The 20,861-nt window shown below is 41.5% G+C and carries 12 protein-coding genes; 6 read left to right on the forward strand and 6 right to left on the reverse strand.

Going from position 1 to position 20,861, the window contains the following annotated elements; genetic code table 11:
- The first annotated feature begins 4 nt into the window (after positions 1–4).
- The 5 genes from RI844_RS14560 (at position 5) to RI844_RS14580 (ending at position 5,992) form a co-directional block, all read left to right on the forward strand.
- The gene (locus tag RI844_RS14560) at positions 5–1,558 is read left to right on the forward strand and encodes a sulfatase family protein (protein WP_348395394.1); all 1,554 of its coding nucleotides are present in this window, start codon (positions 5–7) and stop codon (positions 1,556–1,558) included.
- Between the two features lie 760 nt (positions 1,559–2,318).
- Positions 2,319–3,857, forward strand: coding sequence for a hypothetical protein (locus RI844_RS14565; protein ID WP_348395395.1), 1,539 nt, complete (start codon positions 2,319–2,321; stop codon positions 3,855–3,857).
- Positions 3,858–3,878: 21 nt separating this feature from the next.
- Complete coding sequence (locus RI844_RS14570) at positions 3,879–5,231, forward strand: hypothetical protein (protein WP_348395396.1); 1,353 nt, start codon at positions 3,879–3,881, stop codon at positions 5,229–5,231.
- Between the two features lie 20 nt (positions 5,232–5,251).
- Positions 5,252–5,791 (forward strand): fibronectin type III domain-containing protein, encoded by a 540-nt coding sequence (locus RI844_RS14575; protein WP_348395397.1) that lies wholly within the window; start codon positions 5,252–5,254, stop codon positions 5,789–5,791.
- Positions 5,792–5,803: 12 nt separating this feature from the next.
- Positions 5,804–5,992 (forward strand): hypothetical protein, encoded by a 189-nt coding sequence (locus tag RI844_RS14580; protein WP_348395398.1) that lies wholly within the window; start codon positions 5,804–5,806, stop codon positions 5,990–5,992.
- A 439-nt stretch (positions 5,993–6,431) separates the two neighbouring features.
- Here the strand turns inward: RI844_RS14580 and RI844_RS14585 are convergent, their stop codons facing one another.
- From RI844_RS14585 to RI844_RS14600, 4 genes are all read right to left on the reverse strand, one after another.
- Positions 6,432–8,507 (reverse strand): ImpA family metalloprotease, encoded by a 2,076-nt coding sequence (locus tag RI844_RS14585; protein WP_348395399.1) that lies wholly within the window; start codon positions 8,505–8,507, stop codon positions 6,432–6,434.
- Between the two features lie 41 nt (positions 8,508–8,548).
- Positions 8,549–9,511, reverse strand: a complete 963-nt coding sequence (locus RI844_RS14590; RefSeq protein ID WP_348395400.1) for a putative Ig domain-containing protein — start codon at positions 9,509–9,511, stop codon at positions 8,549–8,551.
- An 84-nt stretch (positions 9,512–9,595) separates the two neighbouring features.
- Entirely contained in the window at positions 9,596–13,102 is a 3,507-nt protein-coding gene (locus tag RI844_RS14595) for a putative Ig domain-containing protein (RefSeq protein ID WP_348395401.1), read from the reverse strand.
- 41 nt (positions 13,103–13,143) lie between these two features.
- On the reverse strand, positions 13,144–15,039 hold the full coding sequence (locus RI844_RS14600; protein WP_348395402.1) for a sulfatase-like hydrolase/transferase: 1,896 nt from the start codon (positions 15,037–15,039) through the stop codon (positions 13,144–13,146).
- A gap of 137 nt (positions 15,040–15,176) precedes the next feature.
- Here RI844_RS14600 and RI844_RS14605 point away from each other — a divergent pair, with 137 nt between their 5' ends.
- Positions 15,177–17,108, forward strand: coding sequence for a M60 family metallopeptidase (locus tag RI844_RS14605; RefSeq protein WP_348395403.1), 1,932 nt, complete (start codon positions 15,177–15,179; stop codon positions 17,106–17,108).
- A gap of 97 nt (positions 17,109–17,205) precedes the next feature.
- Here RI844_RS14605 and RI844_RS14610 read toward each other — a convergent pair whose 3' ends face one another.
- A complete protein-coding gene (locus RI844_RS14610) occupies positions 17,206–17,514 on the reverse strand; it encodes an EF-hand domain-containing protein (protein WP_348395404.1) in 309 nt (102 codons plus the stop codon).
- Positions 17,515–17,596: 82 nt separating this feature from the next.
- Positions 17,597–20,500, reverse strand: a complete 2,904-nt coding sequence (locus RI844_RS14615; protein WP_348395405.1) for an Ig-like domain-containing protein — start codon at positions 20,498–20,500, stop codon at positions 17,597–17,599.
- Between the last annotated feature and the right edge of the window lie 361 nt (positions 20,501–20,861).

The following is a 20,861-nucleotide window of genomic DNA, read 5'->3' on the forward strand; positions in this document are numbered from 1 at the left end:
ATTTATGAAAATACAATTAGCACATTTAAGTTTACTCTCCGCAGCGTTATTTAGCATCGCGGGTTGTAGTAATGCTGCAACCGAGGCTACTGACATAACAACAGCAACTTCTAGCACTGTGGCAAAGCCAAATATTGTCATTTTATATACCGATGATCTTGGTTATGGCGATGTAAGTGCCTATAAATCAGGTACATTACCAACACCTAATATCGATAAGTTAGCCAATGAAGGCATATTATTTAACCGAGGCTACGCTACCGCAGGTACATGTACACCGAGTCGTTATTCACTATTGACTGGTGAATATCCATTCAGGAAAAAGCGTGCTCGAGTTTTACAAGGCGATGCGCCTATGCTGATCACTCCTGAACAACAAACGTTACCTAAAATGCTACAAGGTGCAGGTTACACTACAGGTGTTATTGGTAAATGGCATTTAGGCTTAGGCGATGGCAATATCGATTGGAATGGTCATATTACCCCAGGTGCCAATGAAATTGGCTTTGATTACTCATACATAATGGGAGCGACGAACGACCGTACACCCAATGTTTACGTTAAAAATGGCCGTGTGGTTAATTTAGACCCGAACGATCCTTTAGAAATTAGCTACAAGAAAAACTTCCCCGGTGAGCCAACTGGTAAGAAAAACCCTGAATTGTTAAAAATGAAGTTTAGCCAAGGCCACAATAGCTCTATTAATAATGGTGTGTCTCGCATTGGTTATCAGCGTGGTGGTAAATCTGCCATGTGGGTAGATGAGGATATGGCAGATTTATTTAACGATGAAGCGTTACAATTTGTTGAGCGCAATAAAGCTAAACCATTTTTCTTATTCTATGCGTTTCATCAACCACACGTACCAAGAATGCCAAATCAACGTTTTGTTGGTAAATCTGGGCAAGGACCTAGAGGTGATGCAATCCTAGAAGCTGATTGGCAGGTAGGTCAATTTATGCAAAAACTTGATGACTTAGGTTTAAGTGAAAACACTATTGTTATTTTCTCATCAGATAATGGCCATGTGCTGGACGACGGCTATCACGACGATGCCGAAGAAAAGCTAGGCGACCATACCCCGTGGGGGCCATTTAGAGGTGGTAAATACAGCTTGCTTGAAGCGGGTACTCATGTGCCTTTCATCGTGCGTTGGCAGGGCAAAGTAAAGTCTCAAACGTCTAATGCCTTAGTGTCACAACACGACTTTATTGCTTCTTTTGCTGCCTTAACCGGACAGAAAACAACAGCAATGGATAGTGAAAACCAAATTGATGCCTTACTGGGCAAAGATGAAAACGGTCGTGATCACTTAGTTGTGCAGGGTACTAAGAACTCGTTCTCTTATCATCAAGATGGCTGGGTATACATTCCGCCACATAAAGGTAAAGGCTACGCAACATTTGTTGGCAATGAATCAGGCTTTAGTAAAGAAACACAGCTTTATAACTTAAGTAAAGATCCTGGCCAAACAACAAACTTAGCTGAAAAGCACCCTGAAAAAATTGCTGAAATGAAAGCAGCCCTTGAAGCGATAAAAGCGAAATCGAATGCATAAGTTCGCGAGTTTTATCCTCTTCATGTAAAAATTTGTCCACTCTGAGGGATGTGTTTAGAACCATCTCCCAATCGCGCTATTTGCAACCTTCAGGGTAGACAAACTCCTCATCAAATTATAAGAAACAACATTTACACAATCAGTTATCTTAGCCCGTAAAAATTCAAATCCTACTGCCTCAAACAGAATATATTTTAACCCTCTAGATAATCACTATGCGAATAGCAAAAGTGTTATTAATCAGCTATTGGCTGCGCTTGTTTAAGTAGTGCTGTTTTTAGGAGTTTTTTACTTGCAAATGGATGAAATTGAAGTGAGATTTTATCGAATAAAGAGCTGGTTACAAAACATTTCATTTCTTGTATTTATAAATATCAAAATAAAATAAAGCAGCTTTTGTTGGTGTAAGTCTGTGAAGTTTTTATTGTTGTCTTTAATTGCTATCGATCTGATTTGTTTGGGTGTTACGTGTTGTCTACATGTTTATTAGTGGTGGTAATGTATATCTGTAGCTGAGTAGTTAGAATAATAAAAATTCAAAACGAAAGAAAGTGAAATCTTTCAGTTGTTATTTTTATATTCGCATTGTAGTATCGTTGTATACGTTTTAATCAACAGTGGAGCATTAAGTTAAATTGACTTTAAAGGAACTTAATATCACCCATAGAATTGAACAGCCGTAAGTTGTTAGCGTGTGGTGAATAAAAAAATAAAAAAATCAACAAGGCATTTGTTGAGCATATAACTAGGAGAATAATTAATGAGCAAACCCAACACTCATTCTTTAACACATACGATAAAATATGGACTAATGTGCCTTGCACTGTGTTCACCATTTGCTAACGCAAATAACACGTTTGATATAACAACCACTGAACTTGTAGGGGGGAGTGTAACTATTGCGATAGATGCTGATGGACACGTAAGATCAACCGAAACAGATGTTGCAAATAGTAGTGGTGTGATAATGCAAACTCTCGAAGCAACTGGTGATACTAGATACTCGATTGTTCGTTTTACAGTGCCGGGTAGTGTCGACTTTAGTGGTAGCCCAAGCGTAATTTTAGAGTTGGTAACTGACAGAGTTAATAAAGCAGATAAAGCAGCTGGAGTAAATTACACATTACATAAGGTTACTAACGCGGATATAAGTGTAAGCGCAATTAACGCATTAACGTATCAATCACTAACGTTTAACCCAACTGCAGTAGTTGGTGCTGATTTTACCGTTAATGCGAATAACACAGTTCATGAAATTGATTTAGCTGCCGATGTTACTGCCTCAGGTGATTACGCTTACGTGATAAAAAGTGGTGGTAATTCAGCTTATTTAAATTTTGACACTTCTGAATCAACAGAAAATGATTCAGGTAATGCTAATACCGACATCGGAGATAGCCCTCGAGTTGTCATAGAGACTGCGGCTACCCCAGTAGAAGTAACTACTAACTATGGCTTTAGCGTTTCGCCAAGCACGTTTGTGGTAAATGCTGATAAAACTGATGGTAACAGCTCACAAGTGTTTACTGTTACTAATCATGGTGAACTCCCCCTATTGATAACATCCCTTAATCCAAATGCTGGTTTTTTTGCTAACGACTCTTACACCGAGGAGGATGTTGACTGTGTTGATGTTGAACTTGCGCAAGGTGCAACTTGTACTTTTAAAATGACAAAAAATTATATTGATGATATCTACCCAGGAACCGAAGGAGATATTACAACAGGGCCAGTGGGGATCTCCGTCGGCAATAATTCCAGTCAGTACGACAATATTACTATAAGGTATGACTACACTGGGGGGGCTACGAATCAAGCTTACGCTATTTTAGCTGTAGATAGTGATTTTGAAAACACAGCAAGCCAAGCAAAGCGTCGTATTGCGCCACTGTTAACTGGCTTAACTGTTAATGATAGTACACCTGCAGGCTATCAGGTTACTGTTGATGTAGATGGTTATTACGATGACTATGAACTTATCGTTGCATTATTTGATTGTGTGACTGTTGATGATACTTGTGCACAAAGTTATAGCTCAAAACTTACTTCTGAGCAGGTAAGTGTTGGCGGCGCAGGCAGTGGTACTAACAGCTATGATGGAGTCCCATCAAACCCTAAAACCTTTACCGTAGATTTTACTGATGATGTTACTTTTTCTAACACAGCCGTAGCCCGCATATACTACAAACCAATTGATAGTGAATTTGTAGAAACTAATTTTATTTCAGTGATTGGCGCAGGTGGCGCTGGTATGGCATTTACGGATAGTTTAGGCCGTAAAGTAATCATCGCACCATAAATAAACTAGGAGGATAAAATAATGAAAACAACTATGATAAAAAAATCGTGTAATGCAACTCTTAGCGTATTGTGTTTATTGTTACCGGCGACAAGTTTTGCCGCACTTGAAATAGAAAAGCAAAAAGTTAGCTTTGAAATTGATAGTGTTGTTCAACCATCGGACCCAGTTCATACCGCTGTAGAAACCGTTACCATAACAAACCCTAGTACTACAGAGCCTGTTAGTTTTACTGTAAGTGAGCTTCGTAAAGGCAATTATTCAGGCTCTGTACTTTCGAACACCAATTTTTCAGTGTCGGGATGTGAAGGTGAAATTACAAAACCTGATCTATCAACTGCTGGTGGAACTTGTGCAAGTACCTTAAGCACGTTAGCTTCCTTAGATGTAAAAATAGATACACTAAACAAAGTAATCACTGATGTTGGGGATGGAACTCCTGGTATCTTGAAAGCAGATGCCACAAGTATGGAAACTACCCGAGTGGTTGCTGATACGGAACTTTGTGTTAAAACATTAGCCCCTGAAGCGTCATGCCAGTTAACCATAACCTACAGCCAAAATGTTGATGAGTTTCAAGCAATGTTCTTAGATATAAAAGAACGTGAAATGGTCGCGAGCACAGATTCTGGAACTGTGACTTATGCGGATCTACAAAGGTATACAGAAGTAGTTTTAGATGATCCTGAAACCCCAGAAGACGAGGGTAGCACTGTTAAAGATGGTACTAAAACAATAGATGTATATGACAGTTTACCAGCTAATGGCCCTTTACCTATTGCGGGCGTAACCTATCCATTGTTTATCTCAAACTACAACACAACCGGCATTGCAAAAAATGAAATTGCTCGCCGTGCGTCACCTGTGGTTGAACAAGTGTTGTTTTCTGATTTAGCCGATACAACTTTTACAACACCAATTACCGGTGTTCTTGCCCCGGGAACTTATAATGTTCGTTGGACAGTATTAAGTTACGGAGCAGTTAAATCAAAAGTTGTTGCATATGATTGTACAGGTATTGTAAGCCCTGGCTGTGCTCTTGCAGAAGATTCTTTAGAGGGAGTTGATTCGGGTTTAGTTGAACGTACACAGATAGTTGAAGGAGTGTTCCCTGATTACCATTACAGTGGCCGTCAAGCTCAGCATTTTCAATTTGATGCACAAGTGACAGTAACTGCTTCTGCTGACCCTATCGCCTTACGATTTTTCCATACCACTACTGAAGATGAAAAAGACGGTGTTGATAAAAACATTAGTACGTTACTCGGTGGAGGCTTGGATTTCTTAGGTCAAGATACTGATGGTAATGGCGGTACAAAAGGTTACTACACTACAGATGGTCGCCGTTTACAAGCAACAGTTACAACGCCATAAAATAATAACGAGGAATAAACATGAAAGCATATCAATTACCTTTACTGCTTAGCGCGTTATTATTAACCGCATGTGGTGGCAGCAACTCTAGCGATGCTCCAGAAGAGCAGGCACCAGTTGAGCAAGTTCCAGAAGAACAAACGCCAGAAGAGCAAGAGCCAGCAGTTGAGCCAGAGGCACCAACTGAGCCAGAGGCACCAACTGAGCCTGAGACACCAACAGAGCCACCAACAGAGCCAGAATCACCTACTTTAACTTTAGATGAAAGTGCCGCGGTACCTGGTAAATTACGCATTACTAATACGGAAGATACCGTTACCTTGTCTTGGGGCCCTATAGTTGGTGCTACCTCATACAATGTGTTTTATAGCGAAATAGGTACGGCTGATGAAAACTCGCAAAGTTTTAGTGCCAATAGTACGCGCTTTACTCATCAAGATTTAGCCGTAAATGTTCATAACTATAAAGTACAAGCCGTATTTGCCGGTAACGATACTGTTAGCTCTCTTTCTGCAACGCTAACTGCAGATTTAAACAATCAAGTTTTCCTTCAGGATTAAATGGTGAAAATTATGAAAAATAACACTGATAATACCAATAGCCAAAAGCAAGAAGTTGCTAATGAACGTCGCAAATTCATTACTAAGTACGGTAAACTTGCAATTGTTACTCCTGTTGCTGTGACTGCTTTGATGTCCCCTAAAACATCATATGCAATGAGCTCTCAGGGTAACGATGGCTCTGACGATGGTGTAATTTAATTTAATTAAATTACTATTTTTGTAAAACGTTATTGGCTTAGGCTAATAACGTTTTTTTATGATTTTTATTCACCTACTAATTCTCACTTTGTCAGCAATATTCCTAATTTCAATTTCGTTTGTGTTATGAGCAAATTCAGAGTTACATGTTCCAAGTATACATAGCACGCTCAATGGGGTACCGGCCTCGACCCTAGCATCCTCGACAATTGCTCCTGCATTGTTCTACCTACGTACATCCTGTACTAGGGCTTAGCTCTACCTTCAGTATCCATACAGTCGTTCGCTAATCTAAGACGGTGTACTTTTTCTATGTTTTGTAAGGATTTATCAAACGTCAGAAACGAAAAAGAATTACGAGAAATAAAAAGCGGTAATGACATTCTTTGTTGTCATTACCGCTAAGGGGGATTGATAAGTGAAGGGGGGTAATCCTGTATTAGCTAACCCACGGTTGCTTGCCATCTATAGGGATTGCTTTCACATCTAACGTTTCACAGTATTGTTTGGCCGAAAAATTGAAAAATACATTCGGTACCACTTCATGCTTGAACGATTGCACTTGTGCTTTGGCCGTATCAGTAAAGTTGATGCCCCACATCTGATAGTAATCGGTAAAATCAAGCTTTGCCGCGTGTGAAGTGGCAATTAATAACCAGTCGTTTTGTTTGATTTTTTTCGCTTGTTGTAAACTGTATTGTGAAAAACCCAGGTTTGCTCTTTTGGCTAGCCAAGTGTTTTTGTTCTTTATCGCTTGTTTAAATTCACGATGAATAATGTGCTGACGTGGCAGTAAGTGCCAACCGTTTTCCAGCTCACCGTATTTTTGCGCCGCCATGCGGGTTTGAATACTAATGCTGGCGCCATCTTTCCAGCCGTTCAGTTTTGCCGAGGCCATTGTCGCACTAGGATCATCACTTACCGCAGCCGCTTGTAGCTTGTTAAAATAACCTTTTTGTTCAATGGCTTTACAAGCTCGTTCATAACCTTGCTCAACAGGTAAGCGTGATTTCACGTAAAAGGCGTAATGGTTGGTCGAGGTATGCGTTTCCCAGCCTTTAAAACGCAATTCTTTACGTTCAATAGTATGACCAATTTCGTGTAAATCGCCATGTCCGGTTGGTTGGAAATGCCAGCGTGCATCATAAGGGTTGCCAGAGCAGCCTACACCACAGCTAGGTTGGTCGGCATTAAAGTGATGAACAGTGTCCCATTCAAACATGTTTAATTGGTGCTCTTGCGCAAATTGAGCTATTTCTTCAATTACGTCAATGTCATCACCACGGTAACCGGCTTGAATACGCAAGTAGTTATGGGTGTATTGATTAATATCTGCTGTTAAAGGAATTAACTCTTTATAGTTTTCGCGTAGCGCTAACGTTTCACGCATTTTGCCTATGGTCGAATGTACTTCAAAATAGCGCGTGCTAAATTCGGCCCAATCGTAATCATTATCTTTTAGTTGCCGATTAAATTGTGCAATGGCTTGTGGCGAGGTGTCGCCATCATAATATGGGTGTTCACCAACCTGTTGAAAACTAAATTTAGTTAAGTTACCGGCAGAGCTATTAAAACCAATTTGAATAGGGCCGCCATATGGCGACGTTATCGACACGCTTTCTCCCGGCTCAATGTCATACTGCACCGAACGTAAAAATTCCGGACGGTTGTATTTACCACCCTTTTTGTTGCTGTCACTAAATGCTTGTGTTGCCCCAGGGCGCAAAGTATTGATGAAAAAATAGGTTTCTTCTTCAGTTGTGTCGGTACGGGTAATGGTAAAGGTTTGCCCTGGTAGCGCATAAGCGCCACTAGCACGGAATTTTTTACGACTTGCTAACTCTATACCTTTGGTTTGTGGTGTGATGTGCGAAAAGTTTGAGCGACTAAAGTTCCCCATATCACGCTGGGCTGGGTTTAATGCTCGTGCACCATAAACAATATGATCGGCAAAATAAGAGTGCATAAATTCTGCTTGAGTTGTGGTGCTTATGCCCATTGGAAATGTTGCCTGCTGGCGATAGTGATCGGCGAGTAAAACAATATTTTTTAACCAGTTGTTGCCGGTTATTGTAAACAAATCAACTTTATCTTCATCAAGCTTGTCTACTGTGCGTTTTAGAAACATGGCCGGTTTATTAAAGTCTTGCATAAAGTTGGGTGCATCACACTTATTTGGATTGCTACACTTTGCTAAATCAAAATTGTATTTATTATCTCTTAGGCTAATGAGTAACGCAGTTATGCTGCTATTCATGGCCGGCTTTATATCAACAATTTGCGCTGCGCCTTGCTGTTTTTTTGCGATGTTATTTAGCTCAATAAGGGCTGCATCTAGATAATGAGTCGCCGTTGGGTCTAACCTCGCATCGCCAGTTTGTAGGGCGTTAGCATGATTCTCAGATAGCGTTTGCTGAGACACTTTACTCGATTGATTTGCTTGACCATCACTACTACAAGCGACAATCTGGCTTGTTAATAGGGTGAAGAGTAAAAAAGAAATGCGTTTATTCATGGTTATGCCTTTATTCTAAATTTTGTTATTTCAAACCGAGTTTATTCACAACTTATCATTGCAGGTAATGGCACAGGCGCAATTACCTCAATATCAAAGTTAACCTGAGCTGTGTTTTCACCATCACTCACGGTTAAACTGATATTTTCAAAGATGCCTTCATCAATATCCTGAGCTGTGCCATATATTAAACTTTGTTCGCTATCTATTAATAACCAAGACGGGGCATTGGCCAAGTTAAGTGTAAGCTTGTCACCGTCAGCATCATAGATTTGTGGGATGAATTGATAATATTGTCCCGCTAGCATTGAGGTAACAACGAGTTCGATGGTTGGCGGTTGATTAGTTGTATTTTCAATCGGCAGTACAGCGATTTCAAACAATAACTCTGTGCTGTCGGTGCCATCACTTACCATAAGGCGGATATCTTTATATATCCCCTCATCGCTAGGCTGCGCGGTGCCGTAAAGGAAGTTTTGCTCGCTATCTATTAATAACCAAGAAGGGGCATTCGCTAAGGTAAGAGTAAGCTTGTCACCGTCAGCATCATAGATTTGTGGGGTAAATTGATAATATTGCCCGACTAACATCGAGGTAACAACAAGGTCAACGGTTGGCGGCTGATTAGTTGCCATCTCACCAGGTAGTACAGTGATTTCAAATAGCAGCTCTGTGCTATCGGTGCCATCACTTACGGTAAGGATAATGTCACTAAATAGCCCTTCATCGCCTGCTTGCGGTGTACCACTTAATCGTTGATTTTCACCATCTAAAATCAGCCATTGAGGCTGGTTTTCAATACTAAGGGTTAAAGCATCGCCATCTGCATCAAAAATGCTAATTGCCGAACTGAAAGTTTCACTAACAACAGCTTCGGTAAATTCAACGCTAAGTATTGGTGCGTTATTTGTTTGTTGTGACGGTTCACTAGAATTGTCACCACCACAAGCGACTAAACATTGTAAAAGTAGGGCAGTGATCGTTATTTTTATCTGCTTTTTCATCAAGGTTATCTCGTGTTTAGTTATTCAGATTGTTGTATTTGTAAGCTATTCCACCCCATGGCTGAGGTGGAATAATTCGGCTTATTAATCGGTTATTTGCGTCATTTGTATATTATCGAGTAATACCCGGCCAGAGCCGGTATCGGCAACATCAATTTGCAGCCATAATGGCGCACCAAGCTGGTATCCTGTTGCTGTTGACAAAATTAGAGACTGCTCCGCCATTTCCCCTTCTGTTTCAAGAGCTGGTATTACCGGGGCACTGCTAATAATCGTTGCACCTACAACTTCGATTAATGGATTGCTCTCATATTTAGTATTTGCATCACTAGCTAGTAACGGATCGCCACCTACAAGTAAACTTACCTGAGTATCAAGACCTGCCTTATCAGTTCGACGGCCCAGTAAAAAGCTGATATTCAGCTCCATATTTTCTTGGTAAGTGCCTATTTGTTGGTAGATCCAACGACCACGAGCCAACTCTGCCCAGTTATTTCCATATGTAGAGTCTGGGTGAGTCGCTATTTCATCATTTTGGGTATAGGTATAATTTGTAGCGTCGTGCCAAGTAGCTATGCTATTACTGGTTTCTTCAGCTTCTAATCCAGGATCTTCAAAACTATTGTTAATCAATGGAGGATTGGTTAAACCAGTGATAGGAGCCTCAGGCTCAGCGGCATCAAACCACCAAACATCACCGTTGAGTGTTCCTGAAGAAGTAATCGTGTCAATACGCCAGTAATAACGACCAGCATTAGCAATATTAGGTGTAAAAGATGTCGCAGTTTGTTGCCCCTGATATTCAGCTGAAGCTGTCGTAGCGTTAAGTACACTCTCGTAACTATTGCCAAAATACACATCAAACTGATAACCAGATGGCTTGCCAGTAACCCAGCTAAGCTCTTTACTGGCATCAACATCGACCATGCCGTTGGCTGGTGTCGGAGCACCTGCGCCAATATCGGCGCCAGGGTTGCTATATAGTTCCTGAACATCATCCATAGAAAGCGCTTTATGGTAAATGCGCACATCATCTACGGTAACCGGTGTGTCGGTACTCTGAGTTTGTTGGCTAACAGAATCGAAGATCACCAGAGGGTGATGTGAGTTATCAATTGCACCATCAGCAATGGTCGTGCCAAAAGTGGTGTTTGTTATTTCTTGATTATCGACCCAGGCCCGCAATTGTTTGCTGGTACGATCCATCACCATCACAAGGTGATGCCAGGTATCGTTCTCAATCAATGATGTTGCTTCCAGATCAAACTGTGGATTGGTATAGGTATATTGTGAGTCACGATTTAGGTTACCTTCAAAACGGAAACGACCATCGTCGGTATGACCAATGTCCCAGCCACCACGCGGGTTGCCAAAACGAGAGCGGATCACCGCGCCACCTTTGGCGATGATTGGGCCTGAAACTGCAGGGATCCCCGATTGAAATTTCACCCATAACGACACGCTTAAATCGCCATCGAGAGGATCACCCGTGCCCCGAAAATCGGCACTGGTTTTAATGTCTGCGCCGCCGGAATTCTCATCGACGTTTCGCTCTAGCGCGTTACCGACCATGCCGGCAACTGAGCCACCAGGACCTGTGCCGTCAAAATCAATTCCGTCGGTTAATTTACCATGTGCCTGAAATGGACCGATGTCATGAGTAGTTGTACCGGTAGTTTCGTCAAAAGTAATGTGTGTGGCTAAACCATTATTATGCACGGCCACTTTGACGTACCCCGTGCGGTTGGCGATACCGGTTTCATCCATTACATGATAAACAAACGTATCTTGCCCTTGCCAATGCACCGGTGGCGTATAGCGGACTTTGTTATCGATAATTGTTGCGCTGCCGCCTTTTTCAGTCACGGCGTCAACATAAGAAATGCTTAAGCTATCGCCGTTACCATCATAGTCGTTTTCAAGCACGTCTATATCTTTACTGGTATTCATTACCATAGTGGCTACATCTTCCATGGCAAATGGCGGCAATGGACTGGTGTAATTTAACGCCGGTGATTGTGCTTCAGTAGCAATGTGGGCATTACCTATCATCCGCTCTACTGTACCAGAGCCGAGTGCTGAATTTGAGCCACTCATGGCATCGCCCCAAGAAGACCAGTGGCCTGCGCCTAACGTATGGCCTAACTCATGGCCGTGACTTTTTGAATATGCGGCTAACGTACCTGTGGTATGACGGCCCCCCATAAACAGATCGCCAGAAGCACCGGCACCACCAGGTTTTTTAAACAAACCGCGAACTTCAAACACGGCACCATTAGGCTGGTGCACATTAGTCCATTCATTCTGCCATTTTTCTGGGTTATCTTCTAAATTAACCACCATCCAATTGACTTCGTGGGCAAGGCCCATATCACGGGCATAGAAAAAGTCGGTGTCGTTCATACGTTGTTCAACCCGGGCGACAGATGCTTCTATGCTGCTGTCCATGCCAACATAATAGTCATTGTTTATTGTTACTGCGTAATCGAGTCGGCGCATATTGTGCGCTGGCACAATATAACCATTGGCAGTAGGGGCTATGCGATCAGCTACAAACGGAACAACTTGATTACCGGTGCCAGGCTCGGCAGTACCTGCAAGTCCAGTAATAGTTACCGGTACCTGAGTTAAGCGAATGTTGATATGGTGGCCATCGCTAAGGTTGGCATTCATGGTGACATTACCCGGTTCAATATTAGCATTAACGCGCATGTCTGGATCGTCTTCAACAAATCCCCGGTATGTTCTTACCTGTGGCGGAGTAACCTCAAGGTAGCCGTTAACCGAATCCCAGGTAAGTAGTTTATGCCCATTGGTCGAGCGCATTGAACGTTTCTCTAAGACTAACACTTCATCCTTGGAGTCATTATCAATATCGCCAACATTCAAACTAAGGCTATCGGGCAGGATGGCACCATCGCTATATGGCGTTGCCGCGGTCACTTTAATAGTAAATATTTCTTCGGTTTGATCTTTACCATCACTGACAATAAGCGATATGCCAAAATAACTGCCTTCATCTTCAGCTGTCGGAGTCCCAAAAAGTTGGTTGCTACTTGAGTCTAGACTTAACCAGTTCGGCTGATTGCTTAAGGTTAAGGTTAAAGCATCGCCGTCGGCATCAAATAATTGTGGAGTTAACTCGTAGCTTTGACCAACTTTTGCATCAGCAACGGTTAGGTTAATGGTCGGTGCTCGGTTAAGCGAAGGTTCAGGTGTTACCGGTTTCACTTCTATATCAAACAGTTGTTCAACCTGATTCACGCCATCACTAACCACAAGAGAGATATCGGTAACATTGCCAATATCTGCAGTCGTTGGTGTACCCGAAAGTAGGCTACTTTTGTGATTAAGGCTAAGCCATGCTGGCTGGTTAGTTAAGCTTAAAGTTAAAGCATCGCCTTCAGCATCGGAGGTAGTAATTACTGCATTATATTGCTCTCCACTTACCGCCGTACTAATATTAATAGCAAGAGTTGGAGGCGTATTGGTTGTTGGCTCTGTTGTGTCTGAGCCTGAGCTAGAACCGCCACAGGCAACCAGAGCGTTTATCATTAGCAGTGATAGCGAGAGTTGAATTCCCTGTTTCATTATTTTGATCCTGTTCTGTACTTGTCAGCCGTATATGGCGATTATGACGCGTTGAATTGCTGGGTAAAAAACTTCAGCTGATTTCTTATGTTTAGTGTGCTTTCTACTTGCAAGTTGATTTTACTTGGGTCTACTTGATAGTTTTTCCCGTAATACATTTGGTAAAAGGTCAAGCTACCCATAACTTCTACCGCAAATATTTCATTGTTGGTGGCGTTTAATAGTGCAATTAAAGTATCAGTCATATTGCTTTGTTCAACTTGGGCTAAATACTCCGCGGCTGCATATTTTACATAAGGGTTATCGGCTTTTAATAACGCTGTAATTTGTGCTGACAGACTTTTGGCTTGCTGTTTAAACGTTGCTGCGGTTTTAATCGCCCAGAATTGTTGCATTACATCCTTGCTGGTAAGTAACTTGGCTAACCGCTGTTTTACTTGGTCAAAAGGTTGTAATGCCATATCGGCAATGGTGATTAACTTGGCAATATCTTTTTGCTGTTGCTGGCTAAATGTTGTCGGGTTTTCGAAAGCGTGGGTCAGTAAATAGCTTTCTGGGTAAAAACCCAGATCAGGCATGGCTTTTAGTTGTCGTTGCAACGATTGGCGCAAATTCACAAGCAATGCTTTGTATTCTGCTTTTCCCGCCAGGTTATTCACCTGATGCGGATCGTTTTCTACGTCATACAATTCTTCTAATTGTTTAGGTTCAAAAAATTGGCTTTGCGCGGCATTTAATTTACCTAGTTGGTATTGTTCACGCCAGTCGCGATAGGCCATTTGACGATAGCGATACTGGTTTTGCGCGCCATGCGGTAAGTGCGGTTGGTAATTACGGTTATATAAATACTTACCTTTGCGTAATGAGCGGATAAGGTCTACTTTTTCATCAAATCTGTCGGCATAAGCGATAGACTCATCACTTTCTGCGACCATTTTTGCCGAAGTATTTACTCCTAAAAACGGCGTGCCATCTAAATGTTCTGGAATAGGAATGCCAGCTAAGTTAATTGCAGTGGCACTTAAATCGACAAAATCAACAATGCCAGCAGTACGAGAGCCTTGCTTAAAGTCGGTTAAATGGGCGTAATTTTTCGGGATATGCACTACTAACGGCACCCTTAAGCCTGAGTCAAATAAGTAGCCCTTACTTCTTGGTAATACGCCGCCGTGATCACCAAAATAAAAGACAAACGTATCATCGAGTAAGTTGTCCTTGGCTAATTTGCTCACTACTGAGCCAACCCAATCGTCCATTGCTACCATTCGGTCTAAATAGTGCGCATAGGTGTAGCGACTAATTTCAGTATCTTGCAAGTAGTCGGGCAGAGTAACGGCTTTCGGATCATGACCTAACTTTTCAGGCGTCATTTTTTTAAAATGTAAGCTGCCTTCATGCGTATGACTTTTGCTTTCCATATAAAAGAATGGTTGTTCTGTGTGTTCGCGATCTTGCCATGAAGATTTGCGTTTACTTTTGCTCCAACCGTTATCGTCAATCAAAATGTTGTAATCGGTTTTAGCGTTATTGGCAGTAAAGTAGCCTGCTTCACGCAAATATTGGTGGAAAAATTTGAAGCCATTTTTAGGCTCTGAATGTGCCATTTTTCGGTGGTATTGTGCTGCCAGCTTTGGCGCATAAACACCGGTAGCTAGTGTCGTTCGGGCAACTGAGCATACTGCACCATTGGAAAACGCATTGTCAAAGGTGATTCCAGTCTCAGCAAGAGCTTCTATATTTGGTGCTTTGGCACCGCCTTTAAAAAAATGCGCCAAATAATGACTGGAGTTATCTTCTGATACTAACCAGACAATATTGGGCTTACCTTTACTAGTCTTTTCATTAACTTGTTGTTTTTGATGGGCTAAGCCGCTAGCCGAAGTCAATACAAGGGAGAGCTGGATAATAGTGATAAATGATTTTTTTAAGAAACACATAAATAGATTAATACTTTGTTAATGAAAGTTAACATACTTACACAATATTTCATTCAGTGCAAGTTTGTAGGTTTCACTATCTTTCGAAAGTGCGCTGATGTATATTGCTGTTAAACAATATCACATGAGAAACTTCTATGCCCCGACGTTTATACAAAGGAATTTATCTAGCCGCTATTGTGCCAGCATTAGCCAGTAGTCAACTTTTTGCTAACCTTGACGGTGCAGCTACTTCAAATACTAAGTCATTTACCGAGCAACTTATTGTTAGCCAAGCATTATCATCTTCGTGTCTTGATGCAGTAAATTCAACCGTAACTTTGAGCTACTGTAATGCAAACCAAACTAGTCAGTTATGGAGTTACAATGCAGCGGCGCAGCAATTGGTGAATAAAGCCAGCGGTCAATGCGTTAGCAAGCATAAAAACCAGCTGAAGTTATTCCGCTGTAATAATAGCGATGAACAAAACTGGTCTTTAGATAACGACTCATTTAGTCAAAACCGATGGGCATTTGATGTAAATGCTAAAAATAACACTGTTATTATCTACCCTGCACATGGTGGCAGTAATCAGCGTTGGTTAGTACCATCACAAGCGAAAAGTTATATTAAGCAGCACAATTTGCCCGCAGCTAATTACCCACTTAAGCTTGAAGATAGTACAGCAATCGAGCTTGATGTTAAAAAAGATCTGATTAACCGATTAACGCCGCTTAACCAAGCATTTCCTTACCCTAGAGATGTCAGTGAATTTCCTGGTGCAGTTAAAGACAGCACGCCTAGGATCAGTAAAACCGTATCGATTGACAGGCATTATTATGAAATGGACATCCCCAGTATTATCACCCGTAAGCACTGGACCAGTACTGGTTTATACGCCGCTGCCGGCGATATTATCAATATAGATGTATTAACAGACGACTTGGCCAAGACAGACAGCTTATTTGCCATAATCAATGTTCATACCGACGTGCTCAGTGCTGGCTCTGGCAATGTTAAGAAAACTGGAGAAATCAGACGCTACCCGAATGTCAGCAGTAAAACTTTATTAAAGCCGGGTAGTAACAAGTTACGCAGCCAATATGGCGGACAAGTGATCATCTATTCTGCCAGCCCAGTAAACACCTCTATTGATATTGCCATTAGTAATGTTGTGGAAGCACCTCATTTTAAGTTAGGTCGTGATAGCAATGCTGATTGGTCAGCCATTCAATCTAAGCCTGCTCCATGGGGTGTGTTAGAGGGCAATGGTGTGTATCTTGATTTACCTAAATCAGCACTTGAACAAATATCCGATCCAGAAGCATTGTTAAGTACCTTTGATCAAGGTCTCGATATGATCCATTACCTTGCCGGCTTTGATAATAATACCAGCAAAGGGCCACACCAAAAACCGACAATAAAAGAGCGTTTTGTCGATGATGTACAAATCACTGCCGGATTTGCTCATGCTAATTATCCGATCATGACCAGTCCTGGCTGGGAGCTTCATTCGGTAGAAAAGGTGCAACAGCAGGGGTGGGGGAACTGGCATGAGCTAGGCCATAACTATCAACAGTTTTGTTTATGGAGCAGACCATTTGGCAGTGAATCTACCAACAATATTTATTCGCTATTCGTACAAGAAAAGTTAAACGCACAATCACGAATCCAAAATGAGAAGCGCTACAGCAAGGCAATAAAAAAACTTGCCAGCAATGACTTTGATTTTGTCAAAGATGCTGGTGCTTGGGATAAGTTGGTATTTATTATGCAAATAAAACATGCATTTCCTGATTTGGGCTGGGATGTGTTTAGACAGCTTAATCGTCGTTTTCGTGAATTAAATAAGCGGCAACAAGATCTGGTTTGTGCAACGGATGCGGCCAGTTTTGATATCACTTTTGAACTGTTAAGTGAAATCACCCAATATGATTTAACTCAGCACTTTAAAGCCTGGAAAGTACCTGTTTCAGAGCAAAGTTACGCTAAAGTCGCTAGCATGAAATTGCCAAGCCCTACGCTCGATATCTCTGCAATTAACCCTGAACCTAAAAGTGGTCGCAATGTTCAGCGTATTGCTAAATAACCATTAGATGAGCATTACGTTAATCTAATAAAAAGTCCGTATTCAGTTAACTGAGTACGGACTTTTTTTAAGCTGAGAACTGAGGTATTAGTTCAGACTATTTCTTTTTCTTCGTTTGCTTTTCTTTCATTTTTTGCCAATAACTTGAATATTCATCAAGGCTAATTTGTTTATCGCTGTTAGCATCGATGGCTTTGAATAATTTTTGTTTTTTCTTAACCTTATCACCTGATAAGGTTTTGCCTTTGGCATTCTTAACACTAAACTCTTCCATAGAAAGAACGTTATCGTTATTGCTGTCGTATTGTTTGAAATTTGCTAACTGCTTTTCGCTAGCCGCTTGCACCGATAATGGGCTTGCAATAGCGACAACTAAACTGGCTATGATCATTATATTCTTTAACATTTTGACTCCCAATAGACTGGTTTTGTAGTTTTTTTTAAGGGGTATTAAGCAGACACCTCACCATGAGGTGCCTGCCTAGGCCTTATGGATTACTAATTTCACTGACCTGAATGTTATCAATTAAGGTACGGCCGGCACTTTCTTCAACCGAAATTTGCAACCAAAGTGGTCCTCCAACGGTATAACCTGAGCCTGTTGACAGTGTTATTGTATGCTCCGCCGTACTACCTGAACTTGGCGGCGTTATAATTGCTGAGCTGGTAATTAAGCTGGCACCAACAATATTGATCAATGGGTTACTACTAATTTTGGCATTCGTATCGGCCGCTAAAGCCGGGTCGCCACCAGTTAATAAATGCACCGTTACATCATGAGCACCAGTATCGGTTTTAGCACCTAAGATAAAGCTAATGTCTAAATCCACATTTTCTAGGTAAGTGCCTATTTGTTGATAAACCCAACGACCATTACCTAACTCTATCCAGTTAAAACCATACGGTGTTTCTGGGTGAGTAGCACTGTCTTCATGCTGCGTATTCGTATAATTTAGCGCATCAAACCACTCATCAATATCGCTAGACATTGCCCCTGATGCTAAAGTCTCATCTTCAGCGCTGCCATTCTTAATTGGCGGGTTAGACAATACACTAGGCGTTAACGTATCAAACCACCATACATCACCAGTAACTCTTGAGCTACCACCAATTTTAGCATCTATACGCCAATAGTAACGTGTACCAGCATCTAATGTAGGTGTATATGATGTGCTTGAAACTTTCCCCATATAGACACCATTTTGGTCATTCTTTTTATGACCTGCCGTTGCTACCGCAGTTTGGTCAGTACCAAAATAAACTTCGTAATCTGAGGCATCCGGATTACTTAGCCAATTCAAGCTACTATTTAGCGCAACGTCAATATATCCAGTTTCTGGCGTGTGATCACTGGTCGTATCCTGAGTACCAGGGTTGTTATACAAATCACTGACTTCACTGCTTGATAATGGCTTAGTATAAATACGCACTTCATCAATGGTCATCGAACTATCCACTTGTTTTTTATCTTTATACCACTCAAAAATGGTTAATGGATGATGACTTTCAATAATATGATCATAGATGGTTGTGCCAAACGTCGTGGTTGATAGTGCTTGATTGTTAACCCAGGCACTCAGTTGCCCAGTGTCACGGTCGATAACCATGGCTAAATGGTACCAAGTATCAGCTTGAATAGCGGTATCTGAATCTAAATTAAATTGACCATTTTGATAGGTGGCAAGATTATCAACATCGAAAAGTGTATTGCCAACAAACCTAAACTTACCTTCTTCAGTTAGTGCAATTGTCCAACCAGATCGTGGGTTATCAAGCTTCGCTTCGTTAAATGCGCCGCCTTTTTGAATGATGGGCGTATTCGTTGTCGGTACCACTGGGAACTTAACCCAAAGTGAGACACTTAAATCGCCAGCCATAGGGTCACCTACGTTATTGAACTCTGCTAAGACCTGTTCATTATTACCAGAGACCGTACGCGCAAGTGCACTACCAACAACGCCGGTAACGGAGCTGCCATCGTTTGAGTTGAACGTCATGTCATCAACAAGTTCACCGTGAGCTTGAAAAGGACCGCTATCGGTAATCGTTGTGCCCGATGTTTCATCAAAGGTAAAGTGTGACGCAAGGCCATCATCATGAACCACCACTTTTATGTAACCTGTACGGTTACTAATACCGGTAGCATCGGTAACGTGATAGGCCAAGGTATCTGTACCTTGCCAGTTAGCTGCAGGTGTATACGTTACTTTGCCATTACTAATAACCGCACTGCCACCGTTACTGGTTACAGCATCAACATAAGAGATGTGAATGGCATCACCATTACCATCATAGTCGTTTTCTAATACGTCAATATTGATACTGGTATTTTTGTTTCCTATAACGTAATCCTCCATCGCATAAGGCGGCAAAGGCGAACTGTATATTACGCCTGGCGAGTCAGTTTCTGAAATGGTGTCGATATACGAAAAAACTTGCTGTACTGATTTAGTCCCCATATTAGAGCGGGTAGAACCGACAGATAAATTACTGCCCATAGCATCTAACCTATCCATATAATGCCCGGCTCCCAACGCATGGCCTAATTCATGCGGAGATGACTTTGCATTGGCAGACGTTGTACCATTAGTATGTCTACCGCCCGCCCAAGCTCTGCCTGAAGCGCCGGCTGAACCTGGTGCTTTAAAAAATGTCGGTATACTAAACTTTTCACCCAATGGCGCTAACTCGTCATACCAAACCTTATGGTAGTTGGTCGGATTTACCTCTAAATTAACTACCATGCCATTAAATTCAAGCGCTAATCCAACATCACGCGAATAAGCAAAGTCATGATCATTAAAGCGTTGCTCTGCACGAGCAACGGCGGCTTCAACACTGCCCATTTCAAGGTAATACGAATTATCGATGGTCGCTGCGTAATTCAACCTGCGCATAGCACTTGACGGCACTAAATAATTGCTGGTTGTAGGCACCGTGCGAGTAACCACTAGCGGCGTTTCAATATTGCCGGTGCCAGTGGGGTTGGTACCATCCCCACCTGAAATGGTTACAGGAACACTTTCTAACATATAGTTAATTATCTTCCCGTCACTAAGGTTAGCATTCATGGTTAGGTTGCCAGGTTCAATATTGGCATTAACCCGCATTGACGGATCATCCTCAACGTAACCACGATAAGTACGCACTTCTGGTGGAGTAATTTGCACAAAACCATTAACCGAATCCCACGTCATTAACTTATAATCGGTGGCAGAACGCATAGAGCGTTTGGTTAAAATTAATGTTTCGTCTTGACCATCGGCGTCAATATCACCAACGTTAATGGTGAGATTATCGGGCAAAACGGCATGACTCGCCATCGGTAAAGCGAGCAATAAGGCTGCTGAGAGCACTTTGATTGCGGGGAGTTTTGATAACTTTTGTACCATAATTACATATCCTTCTACTTGTTATATTTTTATTTGCTTTTCACCGTCCTTAGTGTTGATAGTCCATCATTGTTTTATTGTTGTTTTATTCTGTTGAGCATTATTAAATATCATCTATAGATACTTAATGAATAATTATATATTTACATAACTTTACAAAACTAGCAAATATATCTTTCATATGATTACGGTGATAGGTAATTTTACTTTCACTTTGTGTGAAGGGTTAGAAGGAAGAGGTTGGTTAATCTGAAATAAGCTTAACGAAACAGAAATTAAAATAGCGGTTTAGAAGGAGTTATCAGACGCGAGTTTAGACAAGTTAACCCGAGCCCTAAATAGTAGGATCAGGTTAACTTAG

Source organism: Thalassotalea fonticola, from assembly GCF_032911225.1.
In the GTDB taxonomy this organism is placed as follows: domain Bacteria; phylum Pseudomonadota; class Gammaproteobacteria; order Enterobacterales; family Alteromonadaceae; genus Thalassotalea_A; species Thalassotalea_A fonticola.